The organism is Domibacillus robiginosus, from assembly GCF_000966195.1.
Classification (GTDB): domain Bacteria; phylum Bacillota; class Bacilli; order Bacillales; family Domibacillaceae; genus Domibacillus; species Domibacillus robiginosus.
The window spans coordinates 20,044-38,346 of record NZ_LAHL01000007.1 but is presented as its reverse complement, the minus strand read 5'-3'; the positions used below and the strand labels follow the sequence as shown (position 1 = coordinate 38,346).

At 43.4% G+C, this 18,303-nt stretch carries 15 protein-coding genes, 1 tRNA gene and 2 pseudogenes; 8 read left to right on the top strand and 10 right to left on the bottom strand.

Annotated elements, in window-relative coordinates; all coding sequences use genetic code 11:
* Window positions 1–134: 134 nt before the first annotated feature.
* The 3 genes from VP97_RS04660 to VP97_RS04650 form a co-directional block, all read right to left on the bottom strand.
* A complete protein-coding gene (locus VP97_RS04660; RefSeq protein WP_050180527.1) occupies window positions 135–359 on the bottom strand; it encodes a hypothetical protein in 225 nt (74 codons plus the stop codon).
* A gap of 81 nt (window positions 360–440) precedes the next feature.
* On the bottom strand, window positions 441–929 hold the full coding sequence (locus tag VP97_RS04655; protein ID WP_050180526.1) for a DUF2975 domain-containing protein: 489 nt from the start codon (window positions 927–929) through the stop codon (window positions 441–443).
* Between the two features lie 214 nt (window positions 930–1,143).
* A complete protein-coding gene (locus VP97_RS04650; protein ID WP_050180525.1) occupies window positions 1,144–1,563 on the bottom strand; it encodes a hypothetical protein in 420 nt (139 codons plus the stop codon).
* A gap of 269 nt (window positions 1,564–1,832) precedes the next feature.
* On the opposite strand from VP97_RS04650, the gene VP97_RS04645 reads away from it, so the two are divergent.
* Both VP97_RS04645 and VP97_RS04640 read left to right on the top strand, forming a co-directional pair.
* Window positions 1,833–2,702 carry a ParB/Srx family N-terminal domain-containing protein gene (locus VP97_RS04645; protein ID WP_050180524.1) on the top strand — a complete coding sequence of 290 codons (870 nt, stop codon included), beginning with the start codon at window positions 1,833–1,835 and terminating at the stop codon, window positions 2,700–2,702.
* A gap of 291 nt (window positions 2,703–2,993) precedes the next feature.
* Window positions 2,994–4,460 (top strand): alkaline phosphatase PhoX, encoded by a 1,467-nt coding sequence (locus VP97_RS04640; protein ID WP_050180523.1) that lies wholly within the window; start codon window positions 2,994–2,996, stop codon window positions 4,458–4,460.
* A 218-nt stretch (window positions 4,461–4,678) separates the two neighbouring features.
* Here the strand turns inward: VP97_RS04640 and VP97_RS04635 are convergent, their stop codons facing one another.
* From VP97_RS04635 to VP97_RS04610, 6 genes are all read right to left on the bottom strand, one after another.
* A complete protein-coding gene (locus VP97_RS04635; protein ID WP_050180522.1) occupies window positions 4,679–6,466 on the bottom strand; it encodes a GDSL-type esterase/lipase family protein in 1,788 nt (595 codons plus the stop codon).
* Between the two features lie 448 nt (window positions 6,467–6,914).
* Window positions 6,915–7,160: an ABC transporter gene (locus tag VP97_RS04630; RefSeq protein ID WP_425388442.1), complete on the bottom strand. Its 246-nt coding sequence runs from the start codon at window positions 7,158–7,160 to the stop codon at window positions 6,915–6,917.
* A 506-nt stretch (window positions 7,161–7,666) separates the two neighbouring features.
* Window positions 7,667–7,740: transfer RNA gene (locus VP97_RS04625), tRNA-Arg, on the bottom strand.
* Between the two features lie 193 nt (window positions 7,741–7,933).
* Window positions 7,934–8,473, bottom strand: coding sequence for a DUF6609 family protein (locus tag VP97_RS04620; RefSeq protein ID WP_050180521.1), 540 nt, complete (start codon window positions 8,471–8,473; stop codon window positions 7,934–7,936).
* 138 nt (window positions 8,474–8,611) lie between these two features.
* On the bottom strand, window positions 8,612–9,487 hold the full coding sequence (locus VP97_RS04615; RefSeq protein WP_050180520.1) for an alpha/beta fold hydrolase: 876 nt from the start codon (window positions 9,485–9,487) through the stop codon (window positions 8,612–8,614).
* A gap of 590 nt (window positions 9,488–10,077) precedes the next feature.
* On the bottom strand, window positions 10,078–11,271 hold the full coding sequence (locus tag VP97_RS04610) for an acetate kinase (RefSeq protein ID WP_050180519.1): 1,194 nt from the start codon (window positions 11,269–11,271) through the stop codon (window positions 10,078–10,080).
* Window positions 11,272–11,849: 578 nt separating this feature from the next.
* Here VP97_RS04610 and VP97_RS04605 point away from each other — a divergent pair.
* The 5 genes and pseudogenes from VP97_RS04605 to VP97_RS24885 form a co-directional block, all read left to right on the top strand.
* Window positions 11,850–13,745, top strand: coding sequence for a DUF4084 domain-containing protein (locus tag VP97_RS04605; RefSeq protein WP_050180518.1), 1,896 nt, complete (start codon window positions 11,850–11,852; stop codon window positions 13,743–13,745).
* Complete coding sequence (locus VP97_RS04600; protein WP_050180517.1) at window positions 13,708–14,286, top strand: HAD hydrolase-like protein; 579 nt, start codon at window positions 13,708–13,710, stop codon at window positions 14,284–14,286. Before VP97_RS04605 ends, VP97_RS04600 begins: the two co-directional genes overlap by 38 nt.
* 133 nt (window positions 14,287–14,419) lie before the next feature.
* Window positions 14,420–16,378, top strand: coding sequence for a methyl-accepting chemotaxis protein (locus VP97_RS04595; protein ID WP_050180516.1), 1,959 nt, complete (start codon window positions 14,420–14,422; stop codon window positions 16,376–16,378).
* A gap of 196 nt (window positions 16,379–16,574) precedes the next feature.
* A complete protein-coding gene (locus tag VP97_RS04590; protein WP_050180515.1) occupies window positions 16,575–16,934 on the top strand; it encodes a DoxX family protein in 360 nt (119 codons plus the stop codon).
* A 137-nt stretch (window positions 16,935–17,071) separates the two neighbouring features.
* Window positions 17,072–17,251: pseudogene (locus VP97_RS24885) on the top strand (hypothetical protein); the annotation flags it as partial.
* On the opposite strand, the pseudogene VP97_RS23155 reads toward VP97_RS24885, so the two are convergent.
* Window positions 17,249–17,383, bottom strand: a pseudogene (locus tag VP97_RS23155) (DbpA RNA binding domain-containing protein); the annotation flags it as partial. The pseudogenes VP97_RS24885 and VP97_RS23155 overlap by 3 nt on opposite strands.
* Window positions 17,384–17,539: 156 nt before the next feature.
* Between VP97_RS23155 and VP97_RS04580 the strand changes: the two are divergent.
* Complete coding sequence (locus VP97_RS04580; RefSeq protein ID WP_050180513.1) at window positions 17,540–18,175, top strand: TetR/AcrR family transcriptional regulator; 636 nt, start codon at window positions 17,540–17,542, stop codon at window positions 18,173–18,175.
* Window positions 18,176–18,303 lie beyond the last annotated feature (128 nt).

Genomic DNA, 18,303 nt, shown 5'->3' with positions numbered 1-18,303 from the left:
TCCTTTTTAGAAATGGCTATTATAAAATCTCTCAGAAACCTTTTTTTAGGTGAATCTCCACAGTCTATAGGGTTTATTTGCTTAAATATTCAATTTTCCTTTGAAAATAGTTCATAAAGATTGATAAACATTCATCAATTAAATCCAGAAACAAAAAAACCGAAACAATGGATTGCATCACCTGTTAACGCCATTTCCGCAGGTGTACGGCCCTGCGGAGTTTTCCGCAGACTTTTTTGTATGCGGTTTATTTTATTGTCAAAGCGGGTAACGGTAAACATGGTTTTCACACTAACCATTACCCCCATTTCTTTTTTCCCGCTGCGGAGTGACATCCGTGGCTTTTTTGTGCGCTTCACTGCCCTTCGCTTTTAAAGCTGAAAATCGAACCGCTTTGCTTTTCCATTTTCAGTATCGAAAGGTTAGCCCTTGTTTCTACCTCAGACAATCAAGTCATTCTCTGATTTTATATCGACGGTATGCTGTAAAAGCCTTTGCAGAACAGCCGCAAAAACGGCAATCGCCATGGCAGCAAAAGTGAGAATGAAGCCAAGGCTTATAAAACCCGTTATGTCTTCGCCTTTACCTGCACTCAATATAATTCCCGATATGATTCCTGCTGCAATCAAGGAACTGATGGTGATGGCACAATATTTTATATACTTTAAAGCGCTGATCGATAATTCCGTGAAGGTTTTGTTCTGGTCAATATAGCTCAAAAGCTTGAAAGCCTGATACAGAGCAACGAAAAACGGCGTGACCGTTATATACGCACCGATCAAAAATGGATACTGCAAATAGGCAGTCTCTGGATGTGCTGCTGCATCTCTAGCAGCGACCCCGGGCAGCCAGAATATACACAAAGCAAGAACAGGAATTCCAACCATAAAAACAACTATCTTCAAAAAGAGCGTTGACCCTTTTTTCATCAAACACACCTCACCTATTTATTGTTAATTTGACTTTACCATGCATTTTATCGTTTAACAATAAAATATTGTTGCTTAATATTATATTCTTATCGTTATATAATTATCCTTTTCGTTTTAGGAAAATTAAAAAGCATTCCTCATACAAAGAAATGGTATACAGAACCGTGAAAAAAAGCGGCTGGTAATGAACCAGCCGCTCTCGGTGTATTATTTATCTCTTATTACCATTACCGCCTGCAGCCAAAGTCGCCTGCTCTCCATCATTTATTCTGCCTTGATCAAAAATATCCTCATACGATTTCTGCTCATACAGTCTACTCAATAACATCCCATTCAAAAAGTTACGAACCACTTCAATATTGCGCTGTTCCTTCGGGAAAACGTCCATGCGGGTCCTCAGCAGCCTTCCGATCTCATCTAAAACAGAAAGGTATCCTTTTGGGCACGCTTCTGGGTCACTGTTGTATTCAGCTTCAAAAGCGATATTCCCCAGCAACATCTTGATCGCACTAACCTGAGCATCGATTCCTTCGATTGCATCCTTATCGCCCGTCATTGACAAATGAATATTAGTGAATGGATCAACAAAAAGTCGTGTGCTATTGTTTGTGGCTTGTTTTTCTGCTGACATGAAGGTTCTCCCCTTTCTTCTATTATTTTCATTGTAACAAGAAACAAATGATAAGATTGTAAAAGTTTGGTTAACTGATTATGAGCATCCTTCGTAATGTTCCCCGCGTGTCATCATATGTACGACGTGTAGCTGCCTGTATTCTATCTCTCATTGGTAACGAGGCAACAAAGGGCGAGCCTGCTTGTTTATGGTAAAAAACTCCCCAAGTTATAGAACAAGCCCTCACTGAATATTTATTAATAAATAAAAACAAGTGGGTGGTTCGTATGAAATTTAGAAATGTCCCTTTGTCTTATATTAAAGAAGAAGAAGCGTTTAGAAGTGATCTTGAAGACTTTGGTCTTACTACAGACATCCAGGAAACCGAGCTAAACAAACCGCTTATTGTAGAGAAAATAGAAACAAATCAATTTGTTTTAGTCGAAGGCTACCGTCGATTTCGAGCTTTAAAGGACTTAAATACTCCTTCTGTTATGTGCCAGGTAGAAAACCTTACCTCGCCAGATGCTCGAGTGTTAAAACGTCTGCGTACCGAGTTAAAAATAAAGAAAAGAACAAGCGATGAAATCGAACGGATGATTACTTTCTTACTGGACGCTGGCTACCATGAAGATGAAATAGCTAAACAATGCACTGTTGAGAAGAAAACGATTAAGAAGTATATGAGCGGAAGAAACATGAAAAAATCAACAAAACTCGATCCATTCGATGAACGTTCCAAAGAAAAAGAAAAGGAATGCATGGATGAAATGATTGATAACAATCATTCTATTGATATGGCCGTTAAAGATACTGTTTTTACAAAAGCATTAAAATATAAGTATTCGCCAATCATGCATAAACATGTTTTTGAAGGGCTGCTTTATCTTTTAGATAAAATAGATGATATGGCTCATAGTAACCTTGTCGATTATTTGAGCTCTTCTCAAAAAAAGACTCTCCAACAAAAGCTCATTTCATTATCCCGAAAACTTGATTTACCTCTCTACTGGTTAGACCACTCCTTCATACCTGCAAATTCCATCGATAAACCTAAAAAGGTCCAGAAGGATATGCAAATGCTTTACATTGATGATCTTCCTGAAAATCAAAGCGATATAAATAGTCCACATGAACCTCTCCATCAAAATCTTTGATTCAGGTGGAGAGGTTCATTTCTGCTGGAATCATGCAACCTGGTATTCCGTAGATACGGAGCTTATCAAACCAGTTGACACAGTCACCCTCTTCTTTCATGTAAAAATGAATGGCAAGGTTATTACAATGTCCCAAACGGATTCAAAAGAAACGAAACAACCTGAGTCTAATAGAAGTATTTCTTAACTTATTATTTACCGGGCTTTTACAAAGCCCCGGTTTCCCCTTAATAATTGCCCTTTAATCTATTACTAGATTTAAAAAATTATTGGTGAGGGGACATGTACTTTATGACTAATCAAACACCTAATCATGACTTGAATAGAAGAAAGTTCTTAAAAGCGGGAGGAATGGGCGCACTTGCTCTTACACTTGGATCGACTGGCGCATTATCACTCGGTTCAAAAGTGTTTGCTGATACCATTACTAATCCAGCCAATAATCCAACCAGCGGCTTTGGCGGGTATGGACCTTTAGTTCCGGATCCAAAGGGTATTCTTGATCTTCCAAAGGGTTTTCATTATAAAATTATTTCCCAAGAGGGCGGTCAAATGACAAACGGCGCAAAAATCCCTGGAGCCTTTGATGGAATGGCTGCTTTTGAAGGACCTAATAATACAACCATTCTTGTTCGCAATCATGAATTGGGCACAAGTGCAGCCAATCCGGTGGTTGGAACGAACCCTTTTGATCCATCCGCTAAAGGTGGTACAACAGGCTTAGTTGTTGGTGCAAATCGAGAAGTCATTAAAGAATATGTAACCTCTTCCGGAACCATCCGAAATTGTGCAGGAGGAGCGACACCATGGGGTACCTGGCTGACTTGTGAAGAAACACGTTCTGCGACACACGGATATGTATTCGAAGTGGACCCGCAGCAGCCCGAGAACGACATGTCCAAAACCCCAATCAAGGATATGGGACGCTTTTCTCACGAAGCCTGCGCGATCGACCCGGCGACAGGATATGTATATTTAACGGAAGATGCCAGCCCGAGTTACTTGTACCGTTTTGTTCCGAATGACACAAGCCAAAAACCAGGTGCACTGCAAAAAGGCGGCAAGCTTTATGCAGCAGCCATTGAAGCAGTAACGGACCCAGCAGCAAGCACATTTAAAACAGGACAAACCTTTAAAATTGTTTGGAAGGAACTAGATCCTCATTTGTGCCGCGAGGACGCTAAGGCACAAAACTGCATTGAATTCAGCAGATTAGAGGGAGCGTTCTTCCAGGAGGGTGTTTTCTGGTTCGATGACACCTCTGCTGGAGAGAAAAAGCTTGGACGCGTTTATCGTTATGTTCCTCACACGAATACATTAGAGCTTTTCTATGAAGGAAATGATGCACGGGAAATGGAATATCCAGATAATATTTGCTGTACTCCATGGGGCGACCTTTGGTATGCAGAAGATGGTTCTGGACAAGACCGCATTATGGGCATTACCCCGGAAGGCAAGGTTTATCCTTTTGCCGCCAATCGCCTGAGTGACTCTGAATTATGTGGTCCAACCTTCTCACCAGATGGAAATACACTTTTTGTCAATATTCAAAGCCCGGGCAAAACTTTTGCCATCTGGGGACCGTTCCAGCGCAGAAACGCTGCGCGCGCAAGAGAAATGTCTTTTGCTGCTCCTGCAAATCTTGCACCACAGGTTTCAGAAAAAGTGGCCAGAGCTGCTGAGGCGCAGGGTATGTCCCTTCTAGAAGCGGCCGCATTTGAGCGCCACGGAGTAAAAATGATTCAAACAGTTTTATAGGATATCCTAAAAAGATGTAAGCCAGCACTTTGTATGGTTTACATCTTTTCTTTTGATTCATTTCGTGTAAAAGCAACTGGCTGAAAGAATTTCCCGTGTACAGATCATGCAAATGCTGCCCCGCAACGTGAATTTGTTCCACTAATATGCCGCCGCACTGGGGTGAAACTTTATGCATGGTTGAATTCAATAGAAAAAGCGGCCTATAGCCGCTTTCCTTATTCCGGGATATTTGTGATAGTAAAGTATTTTGTTGACAGCTTTACATGGCCATCCTTGCTCTCAAATTCCTGAATGATACGATACCTTCCCTCTGTAACCGGAAGATCCATTTTTACCGATATATTTTTTGAGGCAGTTTTGTGTGCTTCAATGGCATACATCTTTTCCTGGGGAACAAATTCTGAACCGTAATCAAGCGTAACCCAGTCAGAAGATCCTGTCAGTTTTTGAATGGTGAATGCAGGCTGGTAACGATACGTAACGTCACTTTCATTTTTAATCGTAACCTTTATCGGCGTAGATTTGATCTCGCTCAGTTGATAGGATGTTTTTTCTATGTTCATAGATAAGCCATCCCGTTCCGATGGGAAATATTCATCCACGGCCAAGACCTTTTTAACTTCAGCCGCAATAATGTCATTGGCTTTTGGGGTCATGTGAATACCCGTTGCACCATCAAGGTATCCGCTTTTGATTAGCACTGCGTCCGTTGATGCTCCCGCTTTGGCAGCTAAGATATTATGAACGTCTACAACGGGAACATACAGTTTTGGTCCAATCTCACGGATAATGTCATTGTAGCTGTTCATCCAGCTGCGCAAGCCGCCTTTATTTGCGTATAAAGGAGCCACGTTTCTGCCATCCTTTAGCTCAAGCGCATAGTACGTTTTTTCTACAACGGGTGTGTTGGTCATCAGAACAACCTTTATATTTCTTACCCGGAGCTGCTCAATCATATAGGTGAGATTCTGTTTAAACTTTTCTTTGTCTACCTGCGGCTGACCATTCGACTTCAGCAGGGCATCGTTGATTCCAAACATGAGTGTGACGGATTGAGGTTTGGCGTCAAGCACTTCCGTTTTGAAGCGTGCCATCGCATCGTTCGTTTCGTCTCCGCTGGCTCCTGCATTATATACCGTATCATCCCTTCCATCTCCATAAACAGACGCTACCTGGTCTGTCCACTTCTTCCCTGCATACGCTGGAAACTGTTCGTCAAAGTATGAGCCAGATGTATTGCTGTCGCCAAACGCAACAAATCCGGATTTCTTTTCATCGCGCAGCTTTTGCTCCTGCTGAAAAATCCGGTGAATTAACAGGGCAAATTGACCACGGGTAATGCTGTCGTTTGTGCCAAACTCGGTGCTGCTGATGCCCTTGATGATTCCTGCCCCGTGCAGGATGCGAACAGGCTCCGCATAACGACCCACAGCGTCTGTAAATGGATTTTTAACGGTCCCGGAAATATCGAAGTAGCCCTTAAACGCATTATACAGCATAATAGCCGCTTCCCCGCGGGTGATGCTTTCCGCAGCCCCGAAATATGCAGCCGTTTTACCGTTGGCAATTCCTTTATATTTAAGCGCTGATACAAGCTTCACAGCGCGAGCCGGAAGATCCTTGAAGCCAGCATTCGGAACATCGGTGTCAATTGGCATATATGTGCCAAGAATCACCGCAAAATCTACCCGTTTAATAGGATCGTTTACGCCAAACACTGTATGGTAGCCTTTTGTATAGCCTCTTGCAATCCCGTTCTGGTCAAGAAATTGTACAGCATAAGCCAGTTCTGTTTTAGAAGGTACATCTGTAAATCTTGTCACCCCTCTGCCTGTATCCAATGGCGGCAGGTCATCTGTCGGCTGTGATGGCTTTGATGTATTTTCCTCTGGAATGGCAGCGGAACCATCCTCTTCTGTTTCGGCAAATGCTGGTGAAATGGATGACATAAACATGGTTCCTGCAAGCAGCCCAGTGGCTAAAACATTAAATGGCTTTTTCATGGTTTTTTTCTCCTTATATGTAAGTTACTAGAGTTAATTGTACCAGAAAAATACCAAACAAATTTACCTTTTCAGAAAACCTCCTGAAAAGTATGGATCGCTGTCCCCTGGTGATAGAAAGAAAAAGAGACCCCATCCGTTTTTATCACTACTTAACCCGTATAATCTCAAATGTATGTAAAAGACAAAAAGGGCTGCCTTTTTGGGACCTCCCCTTCTGTTTAAAATTAGTTGTCTGCTGCTCCCGTCTGCAAGCCCCCAGGTGGAAAGTCGCGATTTCTTTTACCTTCCCCCATGACTATCCAGTCGTTGAATGATTCCATTTTTCATTCATAATCAGACTTTTTAAAAGCTATCAAATTTGATGGCAATCAGGATAATCTATATGGAGAGGGCGCATCAACAAGATCAGATGCTGTAAGACTGAAATGATCTATTCATATCCGCCTTATTTCCCAAAGCAGCAACGCCAAACTCTTTTAAATATACATAGCCCAAAGAAAAAAGTAGCAAGGAAGCCCAGTGCGGCAATAATGATGTTGAAAATAGTACCAATGCCTCCTAGACCAATGAGCACGAAGAAACCAGTGATTAAAGATGGTGTCCCTAATACCGTTAGCAGCAGGAACACGACACCTACTAAGAATCCCAGGAAAACCTCAAAAATGCTGCATGTATCATGTTTCATATTCACAGAAATCCACCTCCTTTTATAGGACTAAATGTCCTACTATATCATACGTGGCTGGTTCAAAGTTCGTTAAAGAGAAACGCACAGGGAAGCTAAAAAAAGTATGAAAAAAGGCCCTTTATATACTTTAAATTTTTTCATTTCAACAACTATGCTTGTGAGAAAGATAGATAGCGGTAGTGTAAATGAACAAAGGGATGTATTCAGCAGTGCAGGTTTGTTTAATGCAAGTAGGGAGGGAGAAATAATAAGCAGAACAGAAAGGGATGAATCTAGCATTACGTTCCAGGGCTGCGACAGAACGGCTGGAAGACGGCTCTTCTGACAGCTTTTTTGCATCTACATTAACGTCAAAAATTCATTTTCTTTTGGTCACAAAAAAACTCCTATAATCGTTTTGTGAAACAATCCAATTTGCGGTGTCATTTCTTAGATGACCGCTGGACTGACCGTTTCACGTAACGATATAGGAGGTTGATGCAGTGCGGGTTCAACCCGCTTTTCATTAGCGTCCCAGATAGGAATCGAACCTACGACCTACAGCTTAGGAGGCTGTTGCTCTATCCTGCTGAGCTACTGGGACATATATTCAGTTGATATCATAGGGTTGTTGGATTTACTCTGTCTTATTTTTTATCTCCTCGTAATCCTTTAGAAGCACCCTGCTAACTTTCCTTATTTATTATATAACAACTGAGGGGGCAAAGGTAAAATTCTGACTTCTTTTTTTGCCGGAATGACGGTGACTTTTACGGACAGCTGACAAACTGCTTTCGCTAGTTAATCACATTCACAGCACGCTTTATGGTGAGCATTTTCATCCCGATAAGTAACTTTACCATACCATCTATCAAGGCGAAGACAAGAAAAGGAACACTTATCAGTACGAGTCCCATAATGCCATTTATAATGGTGAGTATTCCTAAAAGAATCATTATTTTGCCCTGGGAAAAATAAAAGCCAAAAAAGTGAATGCCCACTGCAATAAATAAACTTAACCAGAATAGTCTTACATCATCAAAACCGATGATCATCCCGCAGGCTGTACATAAAAGTACGTTCAACACGGTAGATATGTTATCCATTCTATCCTGAAACTTTGTGTTTTTTCCAAATGCCAGCTTTCGATTCACAAAAGGCAATACGAGTATACCAAAAAAACCGATCAAATAACCTATTCCTAAAATAAAAGGCTGCATCAGCAAATGATCTCCTGCAAGGGCTGAGAAAATAGTGATAATACCTATGTACATTAACCACACGCCACAGGTTCTTTGCGTAGGAAACTCGCTTTTTTTATCCCTGCCATTTGACAAGCGCACCGCCACCCCCGTTACTGGATAAGCTCTTGTTTATATAATGCCATAAAAGGTTTATTATTCCTTATCTTTTCATAAAGAGTCCTCTTTTTACCTTAAAGCTCCCATCCGTTTAATAAAAATACAGGTACAGGGTTAGTAATAATCATTTAAAAACTCTGCAATATTATTGTTAATCTTTATCAGATGTTCTTCAGATGGGAAATGCCCCATATCATAGGTCTTAAATGCAACCAAATTTGGAATGATGTTTCCAGCAGCTTTATGTAATCTACTTTCAGGAAAAAAGATGTCTTTTTCTCCTGCTATGATTAAAGTGGGCGAGTTATAATGAGACAATTCTTCCTTCGTAGTTAATTTAGGCATTTCTTGTTCAAGCCTAATATATTTAAATACATCTCCAATAATTTTTTTATCCATTTCTTTCATACTATTGTCTGACATCGTATCAGTAATTTTATTAAGATATTTTGTTGATGAAGTACCATTATATAAGACTAAAGGAAGTAAGATCTCTTTAATCATTCTTATCTTAGAACCTAATTTTATTCCTGCTGGCGACACCAATACAGAACAGTCAATTTTATCCGGCATAAATGTGGCTAATCTCAAAATAATACCTGCACCGTAGGATGGACCAACAAATGCACTACTATCTATATGAAAGTAATCCATTAGTTCCTTTATCCACTGGGCGAAACTATTGTCCTTCGCCGAAATTCTCTTTTCACTACTGTATCCTGGATGACCAATTGTATCTGGCGCATAAACTCTATATTTATCTATGAGTGGTAAAAACCAGGATAAAGTCATTGGATTTATACAATTGCCACCCTGAAATATAAAAACAGGCTTTCCTTCCGGTGGTCCTGCTACAAGAATATGTGTTTTACCATAGCTTGTATCAACATATATCTGCTCGACATCAAAATCAAACGACTTTAGATAATGATCGTAGTGTTGAGTAATAAGCCTTTTCCCTTTCCTTTTATAAATGGTTCCTTTCCCCAAAAAACATCCCTCCCTTACGCTTAACAACAATTATAAGTGTAAAGCCCAATTGGAAAATCCTGATAACCCGAGTTTATCATAGGCCGCACTCGTTGAAAACAGGCAGCTATCAGCCATCATCTGGCTAACCGTTGTGTCACCATTACGATGGCTGATTTGGTTTACAAATTCAAACCAACTCAAATAATGGTCGAGTATTTTGCCGCTGCGCCATTCAAACGATTTATCCGTTCTTCAAGCGACTGTGATCACGATGTACATTTTACATATGGTATACAACCTCGGACACGTTCCTTCCCATCTGAAACAGTAAAATGCAGTGAGATTCCCGCTGTGAAATCCACTGCTTTTATGGTTGTTTTTATATCTAGGGGCACCTCAAAGAAAACGGCTTATGCTTCAGCTGATAGTGGTATCATTTCTTTTTTACCCATAAAAAAACCCTCTTATTGTGTGATGGCTTTCAACACATAAGAGGGTCCAGGTGAAATTCTGGTCATGGTTTTATTTCACCAACTGTTCTATTTAAAAACTCATTGCTTGATCTGTAACCATGATCAGTCATTCATGCAAAACGTTGATTTAACATCTTACACGCCAGCCAGACGAGAAACGTCACGCGCAATCATGACTTCTTCGTTTGTCGGAATGACGATGACTTTTACTGGTGAGTGGGGGTAGCTGATAAACTGCTCTTTGCCGCGCGTATTGTTCAGGGCCGGATCCCAGTAAACGCCCATGAATTCTAGGCCGTTCATGATACGGGCACGAGAAGCAATATCGTTTTCCCCAATACCAGCAGTGAAGATAATCGCGTCTACACCAGACATGCGGGCTGCATAAGAGCCGATGTATTTATGAATACGGCTTGCAAATACTTCAAGCGCTGTGATTGCACGCTCATTGCCTTCTTCTGCCGCTTTAGACAAGTCGCGAAGGTCGCTTGATACGCCGGACACGCCGAGCATACCGCTTTTTTTGTTTAATGTATCGAGGACTTCATCTGCAGTCTGGCCTGTTTTCTCCATGATAAACGGCATCAGGGCCGGGTCAATGTTCCCGGAGCGTGTACCCATTGCCACACCAGCAAGCGGCGTGAAGCCCATTGATGTATCGATGGATTTTCCGCCTTCGATTGCGGCGATACTTGCGCCGTTTCCAAGGTGGCAGGAAATTAAGCGAAGCTGCTCGATTGGACGTCCAAGCAGGGCTGCAGCGCGCTCAGACACATATTTATGAGACGTTCCGTGGAATCCGTATTTACGAATGCCATATTCTTTGTAGTACTCGTATGGCAGGCTGTATAGGAATGATTTTTCTGGCATTGTCTGATGGAACGCTGTATCAAATACAGCAACAGCAGGTACGTTTGGCAGTACCGATTGGAACGCACGGATACCTGTTACGTTTGCCGGGTTATGAAGCGGTGCAAGCTCAGACAATTTTTCAATCTCTGCAAGTGTCGCATCATTAATGATAGCTGAATCGCTGAATGTTTCGCCGCCGTGAACGACACGGTGGCCGATGCCGTTAATTTCATCAAGTGACGCCACAATCCCGTGTGATACAAGCTTTGACAGGAGCATTTGAACGGCAACCGCATGATCGGGAATATCGGTTACTTCCGTATCCGTTGTACCGTCCGGTTTTGTGATAGAAAAAACAGAATCTGTTAAGCCGATTCTTTCAACAAGGCCTTTTGTAAGTACCGTTTCTTCAGGCATTTCAAAAAGCTGAAATTTTAATGATGAACTTCCTGCGTTAATCGCAATTACTTTAGACATTATTTCCTCCTTGTGGTCGAACAATTTATCTCTCTATATAGAGATAACGCGTTCCGAACAAAATAGCAAGTATTCTTCTCGGATAAACCGTTTACATAAAAAAATAAGTATTTTCCGACAAATCTGCTTCGTGTTTCAAATCCGCTTTTTCCTGTATTCTTTTTGTCCTCTATGTTCTTCCAGTCAAAAAACACCTAAAATTATGTTAAAAAAAATAGCTGGTTTACGCTGGAACATTTACACTATTTCCCTACAAAATAGCACAATAAGGCAGTTCACATATCCCAATTGCACTCGGTTCTATTTCTGCGCCCCCAATCTTTATGATGGGGCTAACCGATCAGGATTTTGCGACGCTTCTTTCCCTGTTCAGCGATACAGAGAAACAAACTGTCAGAATTAACTGCAGTTTGTAGCCGTTTTTTTAGCGTCATTCAGGAAATTGAACGAGAGCCGGTTCAGCCGCTACATTAAACAGCGTGACAGAATCTTTTTAAAAATCAAAGAACGGCCTGCCGAAGCAGTTCTTTTTTATGTTAAAATGATAAAATATGTTGCTTGAGACGGAGGATGGCTTTTTGAATAAGCGGTACCTTGTTTTTATTTTGTTTATCACAGCCATTTATTATGTATGGCTTTTTTCGTTTGAAAACGATGACTGGGCAAAAACACTCGGTGGCAATGTGCTGTCAATTGTCGCCCCTGGTATTGCCGGCTACTGGCTTTTACGAGCTCTTTTGGCTAACGCTATGAAACAGCCGCTTTTTTGGAAATTAATTTTCACCGGCCTGTCCTTTTATTTCCTGTCAGAATGCTTATGGTTTTGGTATGAAACCATTCTGGGGCAGGAAATCCCGATTGCCGGCTTTTTAGACTTTTTTTATGTAGCGCAGGCTTTTTGCTACATTCTCGCTCTTGTTGTCCGCTTTAAGCAGGAGCACAAAGCGGCTCAGACTGTCCGCATGGTATTTGATATGCTCATTACGATGACGGTCGCTGTCAGCTTTATCTGGCATTTTATTATTCGGAATATGGTAGGAGAGCTAGAGGCGTCACTCTTTGATCTGCTGGTGAACTTGTGTTACCCTGTTTCAGATATCGGTATGCTGCTGGCCGCCGCCACTTTCTTTTTCGGATTGAACGAGTCGCATGCTAAAAAGGAAATGGGGCTTATTTTGCTGGGGCTGCTCGTCCAAATTACAGCTGACATTCTGTATTTAAGCATGATTTTCCATAACGGCTACGAGTCCGGCAACATTACCGATCCAATGTATATTCTATCTACTTTATTGATCGCACTGGCCGGTCATTTGTATGGCGGGGCACCGTCTGAATCACACACGATGTCTAAACAGATGGGCATCGTGCGCTTTTCCCTGCCTTATATCGGGGTAATCGTTCTGTTTGCGTTTATGCTCTTTTATTCTGGCTTTAATGCCCTGACAATTGGCGCTTCGATTTCCATTGTGCTGCTGATGATTCGCCAGGCGGTGACACTGGTAGAAAACCAGCGGCTGTATGATCAGCTGCTCCAGCGCTCCCGGGAGCTGTCCGCCAATGAACAGCGGTACCGTTCCCTGTTTGATTATTATCCAGAGGCCGCTTTTTCAATTGAGCTTGACGGCTGTTTTCAATCCGTGAATCAGGCCGCTGCAAACCTGCTTGGCTTTTCAAACGAAAAAGATGTGATTGGCCTGCACAGTAAGTCGTTTATTGCAAGCAAAGATCAGAAAAAGGTGCTGGAGCATTTTTCTTTTCTTTTAAAAGGCAGTGCCCGTCAATATGAAATGACGCTTTGCAGCCGGACCGGCGATGAGCTGATTATGAGTATAACCAATATCCCCATTATCGTTGACGGAAAAGTAATCGGGATTTACGGTATTGGTAAAGATGTGACAGATCAAAAAAAGCAGCATCGTAAAATGACGCATATGGCGTATCACGATGCGCTGACCGGCCTGCCGAACCGGCTGTTCTTTAACCAGAAGATAGCAAGTCTTGTTCTGGAAAAAGAAAAAGCCTTTGCCGTTTTGTACATGGATCTGGACGGCTTTAAAGCGATCAACGACACACTGGGCCACGATGCAGGTGATGCGCTGCTTGTCTCGGTCAGCAAGCGGCTGTCTGCTTCCCTCCGCTCCAGCGATATGGCTGCACGCCAGGGAGGTGACGAATTTACAGCCCTAGTGAGCGGATTTACGGACCGGGAAGAAGTAGAGAGAATTGCGGAGCGGCTGCTGCGCTCCGTCAGTAAGCCCTATTACATAGATGGCAGAAAGCTTGTTGTAACACCAAGCATCGGCATCGCTCTGTACCCGCAGGATGGTGAAGACGTGGATGAGCTTTTGAAAAAAGCAGACGCGGCGATGTACGAAGTGAAGCAAAGCGGTAAAGGCGCCTATCAGTTTTATATGAATAAAAAAGGAGAACCACTACATGAGACTACTTTGGGATTTAGACGGAACGATTTTTGATACATACCCGGCCATTTTAGCGAGCTTTGCCGCGGTGCACGAAGCCGCACACGGTACGCCGGTCGACCAGGCTGAAGCGCTTCGCTGGCTGAAAAAAAATTCAAAGCTTGCTTTTGCACATTATGGCATTTCAGAAGATTTTCGGGCGATGTTTGCAGAGCTGGATCATAAACAATCGGAGTCAGCCTGCCTCCCCTTCGATGGCATTGACCGCGTGCTTGCCCGGGCGGACGTGAATGTGATCGTGACACATCGGACAAAAGCATCCACCAAAAACTTGTTAACCAAATTTGGACTGCTCCATTATTTCACTGAAATTATCAGTCCGGAGGAAGATGGATTTCCGCGCAAGCCGGATGCCGCCGCTTATTTGTATCTGCAGGAAAAATACGGACTGGACTGGGCCATTGGCGACCGCTCACTTGACTTGATCCCGGCCCGGGCAGCCGGCATGAAAACGGCCGCTTTTCAAAATGAAGACATTGAAGCAGATGTTCATTTACAGGTGTACGACGATTCATTCTACAAAAAAATAACGTAACGACTTTTACCGGACCCATGCCTTAGGTCCGGGTTTTTATTTATTAAAAAAGTCACGTTTTTTTCATAAAAAATCATTGCTTCCTTCCATTTAAACGCTAAAATAAAATCATCATACAAAAAGGAGCAACATCATGAAGTGGACCATACGCAAAAAACTTATCCTTTCTTTTTTAGCTATTCTTTTAATTCCCTCTTTTTTAATTGGCTTTTCCGCTTATAACAGTGCAAAAAATGAAATAAAAAAGCAAATGCTGGCTTCAGCAAATGAAAATATTTTAACACTGGACCGGCTTATTACCGATTATGTTGGAATGAAAACCCACGATGCGGAAGTTTACAGTGAACTGGTTACCGCAAAATCGATACAGGGTGAAGACAGTCCGGCCTTGCGCCTTCGTCTCGACCAATACGCAAAGCTTCATCCCGAAGTAGTCAGCATTTACGTTGGCACGGCCGATGGTGTCATGGTGCAGGAGCCGCGCCAGGAGCTTGCAGCAGATTATGACCCGCGGGAGCGTCCGTGGTATCAACAGGCTCTTGACGCTGGTGGTGACACCATCATTACCCCGCCATACGTTTCTTCCTCCGGCTCGCCGGTTGTGACCATTGCCCGGCAGACCGCTGACAAGGGCGGCGTCATTGGGATTAACCTGACGATGGAGGCGCTGACGAATATGACGAGTCCTATTAAAGTCGGTAAAGAAGGCTATCCAATTTTGCTTGATGGAGCGCGCCACTTTATCGTTCATCCGACGGAAGAATTCGGTGCGGAAGCGACCGACGCGTTGTATGGCCGGATGTACGACAGCGAATCCGGCTCGTTTGATTACACATTCAACGGCCAGGACAAATTTATGACGTTTTTAACCAATGAAACAACCGGCTGGAAAATTGGCGGAACGATGGTTTCTAGTGAAATCACGGAAGCGGCCCAGCCGATTTTATGGAAAACAGCCGCCACGATCCTGCTGTCACTGCTTGTGGGCGCGGCCCTTGTCTGGCTGATTATCCGTTCGATTACGCGCCCGCTCCTGTCTCTTAAAGAAAGCGCTGAAACATTGAGCGAGGGAGATTTAACTCAATCGATCGAAGCGAACGACCGCAGGGATGAAATCGGTGATTTATCACGGGCCTTTAGCCGGATGTCGCAAAATTTGCGTGAGCTCATTGGCCAGGTAGACAGCAATACCGAGCAGGTGGCGGCCGCTTCCGAGGAGCTGACGGCCTCGGCAGATGAAACAACCGCTGCAACCGGACATGTAGCCGATTCGATTCAAAAGGTTGCCGCAGGCGCCGACCAGCAAACAAGCGCGCTCGCCATGATTGTAGAGGATATGAACGAGCTTCGTACCGGTGCCGGCAAAATTGTAAACAGCACCAGTGTGATGGCCGCTTCAGCAGCGGAGGCGATGGCGCATGCGTCTGAAGGAGAAGAATCTGTCCGCCGCACCGTTGCCCAAATGAACGACATTCAATCTCATGTGCAAGCATCGGATGAAATGATTCAATCATTAAACAGCCGTTCAGCTCAGATCAATACCATTATTGACGTGATTTCTTCGATTGCTGATCAGACCAATTTGCTTGCTTTAAACGCAGCGATTGAAGCAGCACGCGCCGGCGAGCATGGAAAAGGGTTTTCCGTTGTAGCCGGTGAAGTTAGAAAGCTGGCCGAGCAGTCGCAAGCATCGGCCGGCCAGATTGCCGAATTGATTAATGTTATTCAAAAAGACACGCAGCGTTCGGTTGAATTGATGAGCCAGGCGTCTGAAAGTGTGAAAACAGGCATTTCCCTGTCGGATGATACGTCTGAGAAATTCACCGGCATTTTAAACGGCATGGAGCAGATAACCCCGCACGTGCACGATGTTTCTTCAATTGCCGCCCAGGTAGAAGCGATTGTGAAGCAGCTGACTTCATCCGTTCATTCTGTTTCAGAGGTGGCCCAGAACAACGCGTCAAGCGCTGAACAAGTGGCCGCCGCGACCCAGGAGCAGCTTGCTTCTTTAGAAGAAGTAAATCTAGCATCGAAATCACTGTCTGTCATGGCCGAGGAGCTACAGCAGGTGGTCCGTAAGTTTACCGTTTAATCAAAAAAAACACCGTCATGCGGCCGTGCATGGCGGTGTTTTTCTTATCCTTGCGAATATGTATACGTGCGGTGGCAGGCCTATTAGTCGGCAGCATAGCTGATTGGAATGATTTCTCGTAAAAATAGTTCTTTTCGTTTTATTTGACAACCCTCCCCGCCTTTTTTACCGTAAGAGAAAAGGAGTGTAATAACCTATGAAAACGATCATCAGATTATTGTACGGCGCCGGCTTCCTGTTTGCTGGAATCGCCCACTTTACCCGCTCGAAAGGTTTTGAAGCGATCGTGCCAGGCTTTTTGCCTTTTAAACGAGCGATTGTTGCCATCTCCGGTGTAATTGAAGTGCTGTATGGTGTTTTTCTTTTGCTCAACCGCGGCACCTCCTTTGTGACCAAAACGATGCCGGCGTTTTTAACGGCGGTGTTTCCGGCGAATGTGTTCATGGCAGCGAAAAGAATTCCGCTCGGCGACCGGAAGCTGCCCGCCTGGCTACTGTGGGGCCGCCTCCCTCTTCAATGGCTGCTTATAAAAGGCGTAAAAAAAATCGATTCGTAAAAACCGGACAGCTCGTTCCGGTTTTTTCTTTTGTCCACAAAGCTACCACACATTTCCGTATCGATTGTGATTTTTTCAAATTCAATACCGGTCTTTTCTTTTATGATTACCTTAACAAAAATAAAGGAGAGGTTTCCATGAAAGAAAAAGTGGTGCTGGTCGGTAATGGCAAGGCGGGTATTCGTTGTTTAGAAGAAATGCTGGCACTGGGTACGGACCGTTTTGACCTGACCGTCTTTGGAGAGGAACCGCATCCGAATTACAACCGGATTATGCTGTCAAAGGTGCTGCAGGGCAATACAAAAAGTCTCTCCATAGGTTACATTGTCCTGAATGCTAATCATGCCAATGTCGGCTGCTTCTATGCCTGGCAGATTGGAAAGAGTGCCGACAAAATCAACGGCACGCAGTTTTTTCTTTTTGCCGCCATTAAAGGACAGCTTCTTGACTTCTCCCACGCCTAAAGGCAGGCTATTGCCTCTGGTGGGTTTTCACGTACGGATAATCTGTAAAAATTTTACTTGAATTTTATTTTCAACCAGTAGTATGATATTATAAAAGCATAAAACCGACAGGCAGACGGTCTATAAAGAGGAGGTGTAAAAATGAGAGTTACAAAAAAAGCCGAGGAGCGCAGAAATGAAATCCTTGATGCTGCTGCTGAGCTTTTCGGTCAGAAGGGCTTTGATGGCACAACGACAAATGATATTCTCGAAAAAGTCGGAGTTGCACGGGGAACGCTTTACTATCACTTTAAATCAAAAGAGGAGATTATGAATGCCTTGATTGAGCGGCACACTGACCTTCTTTTAGGAGCAGCGAAAGAGGTTGCCGCAGACAAGAACATACCCGTGACTGAACGCATTATCCGTGTGGTTATGGCATTGAACATAAGTGGCGGAAATGACAAAGAAATTATGGAGCATATTCACAAGCCTCAGAACGCGCTTATGCATCAGAAAATACAAAAGGTCATCATCAACGAAGTTCCACCGATCCTCACGGACATAATCCGGGAGGGCATTGAGCAGGGACTGTTCAGCACGCCCTATCCGTATGAATGCATGGAAATGGTTGTGGCGTATACGAATACCATTTTTGATGAGGAACTAGTTAATTTAACGAATGAAGAGCGTGCTTCGCGTATACAGGCGTTTATTTTCAACGCAGAAAGACTGCTCGGTGTTGAAAGCGGAAGTCTTACGTACATGATGAGGATGTTTGACAGCGGCAATGGGTAATGCAAGAAACTTCTTCTGCGGCCAGCACAGCTTATTTCACCTGCAAAAAGCCGCCTTGGCGTTTATGTAGGATTTATGTTTTCGGGCAGACGGAAAGAGCAATAGCACTTGCCACTTTTCTTGCTTTG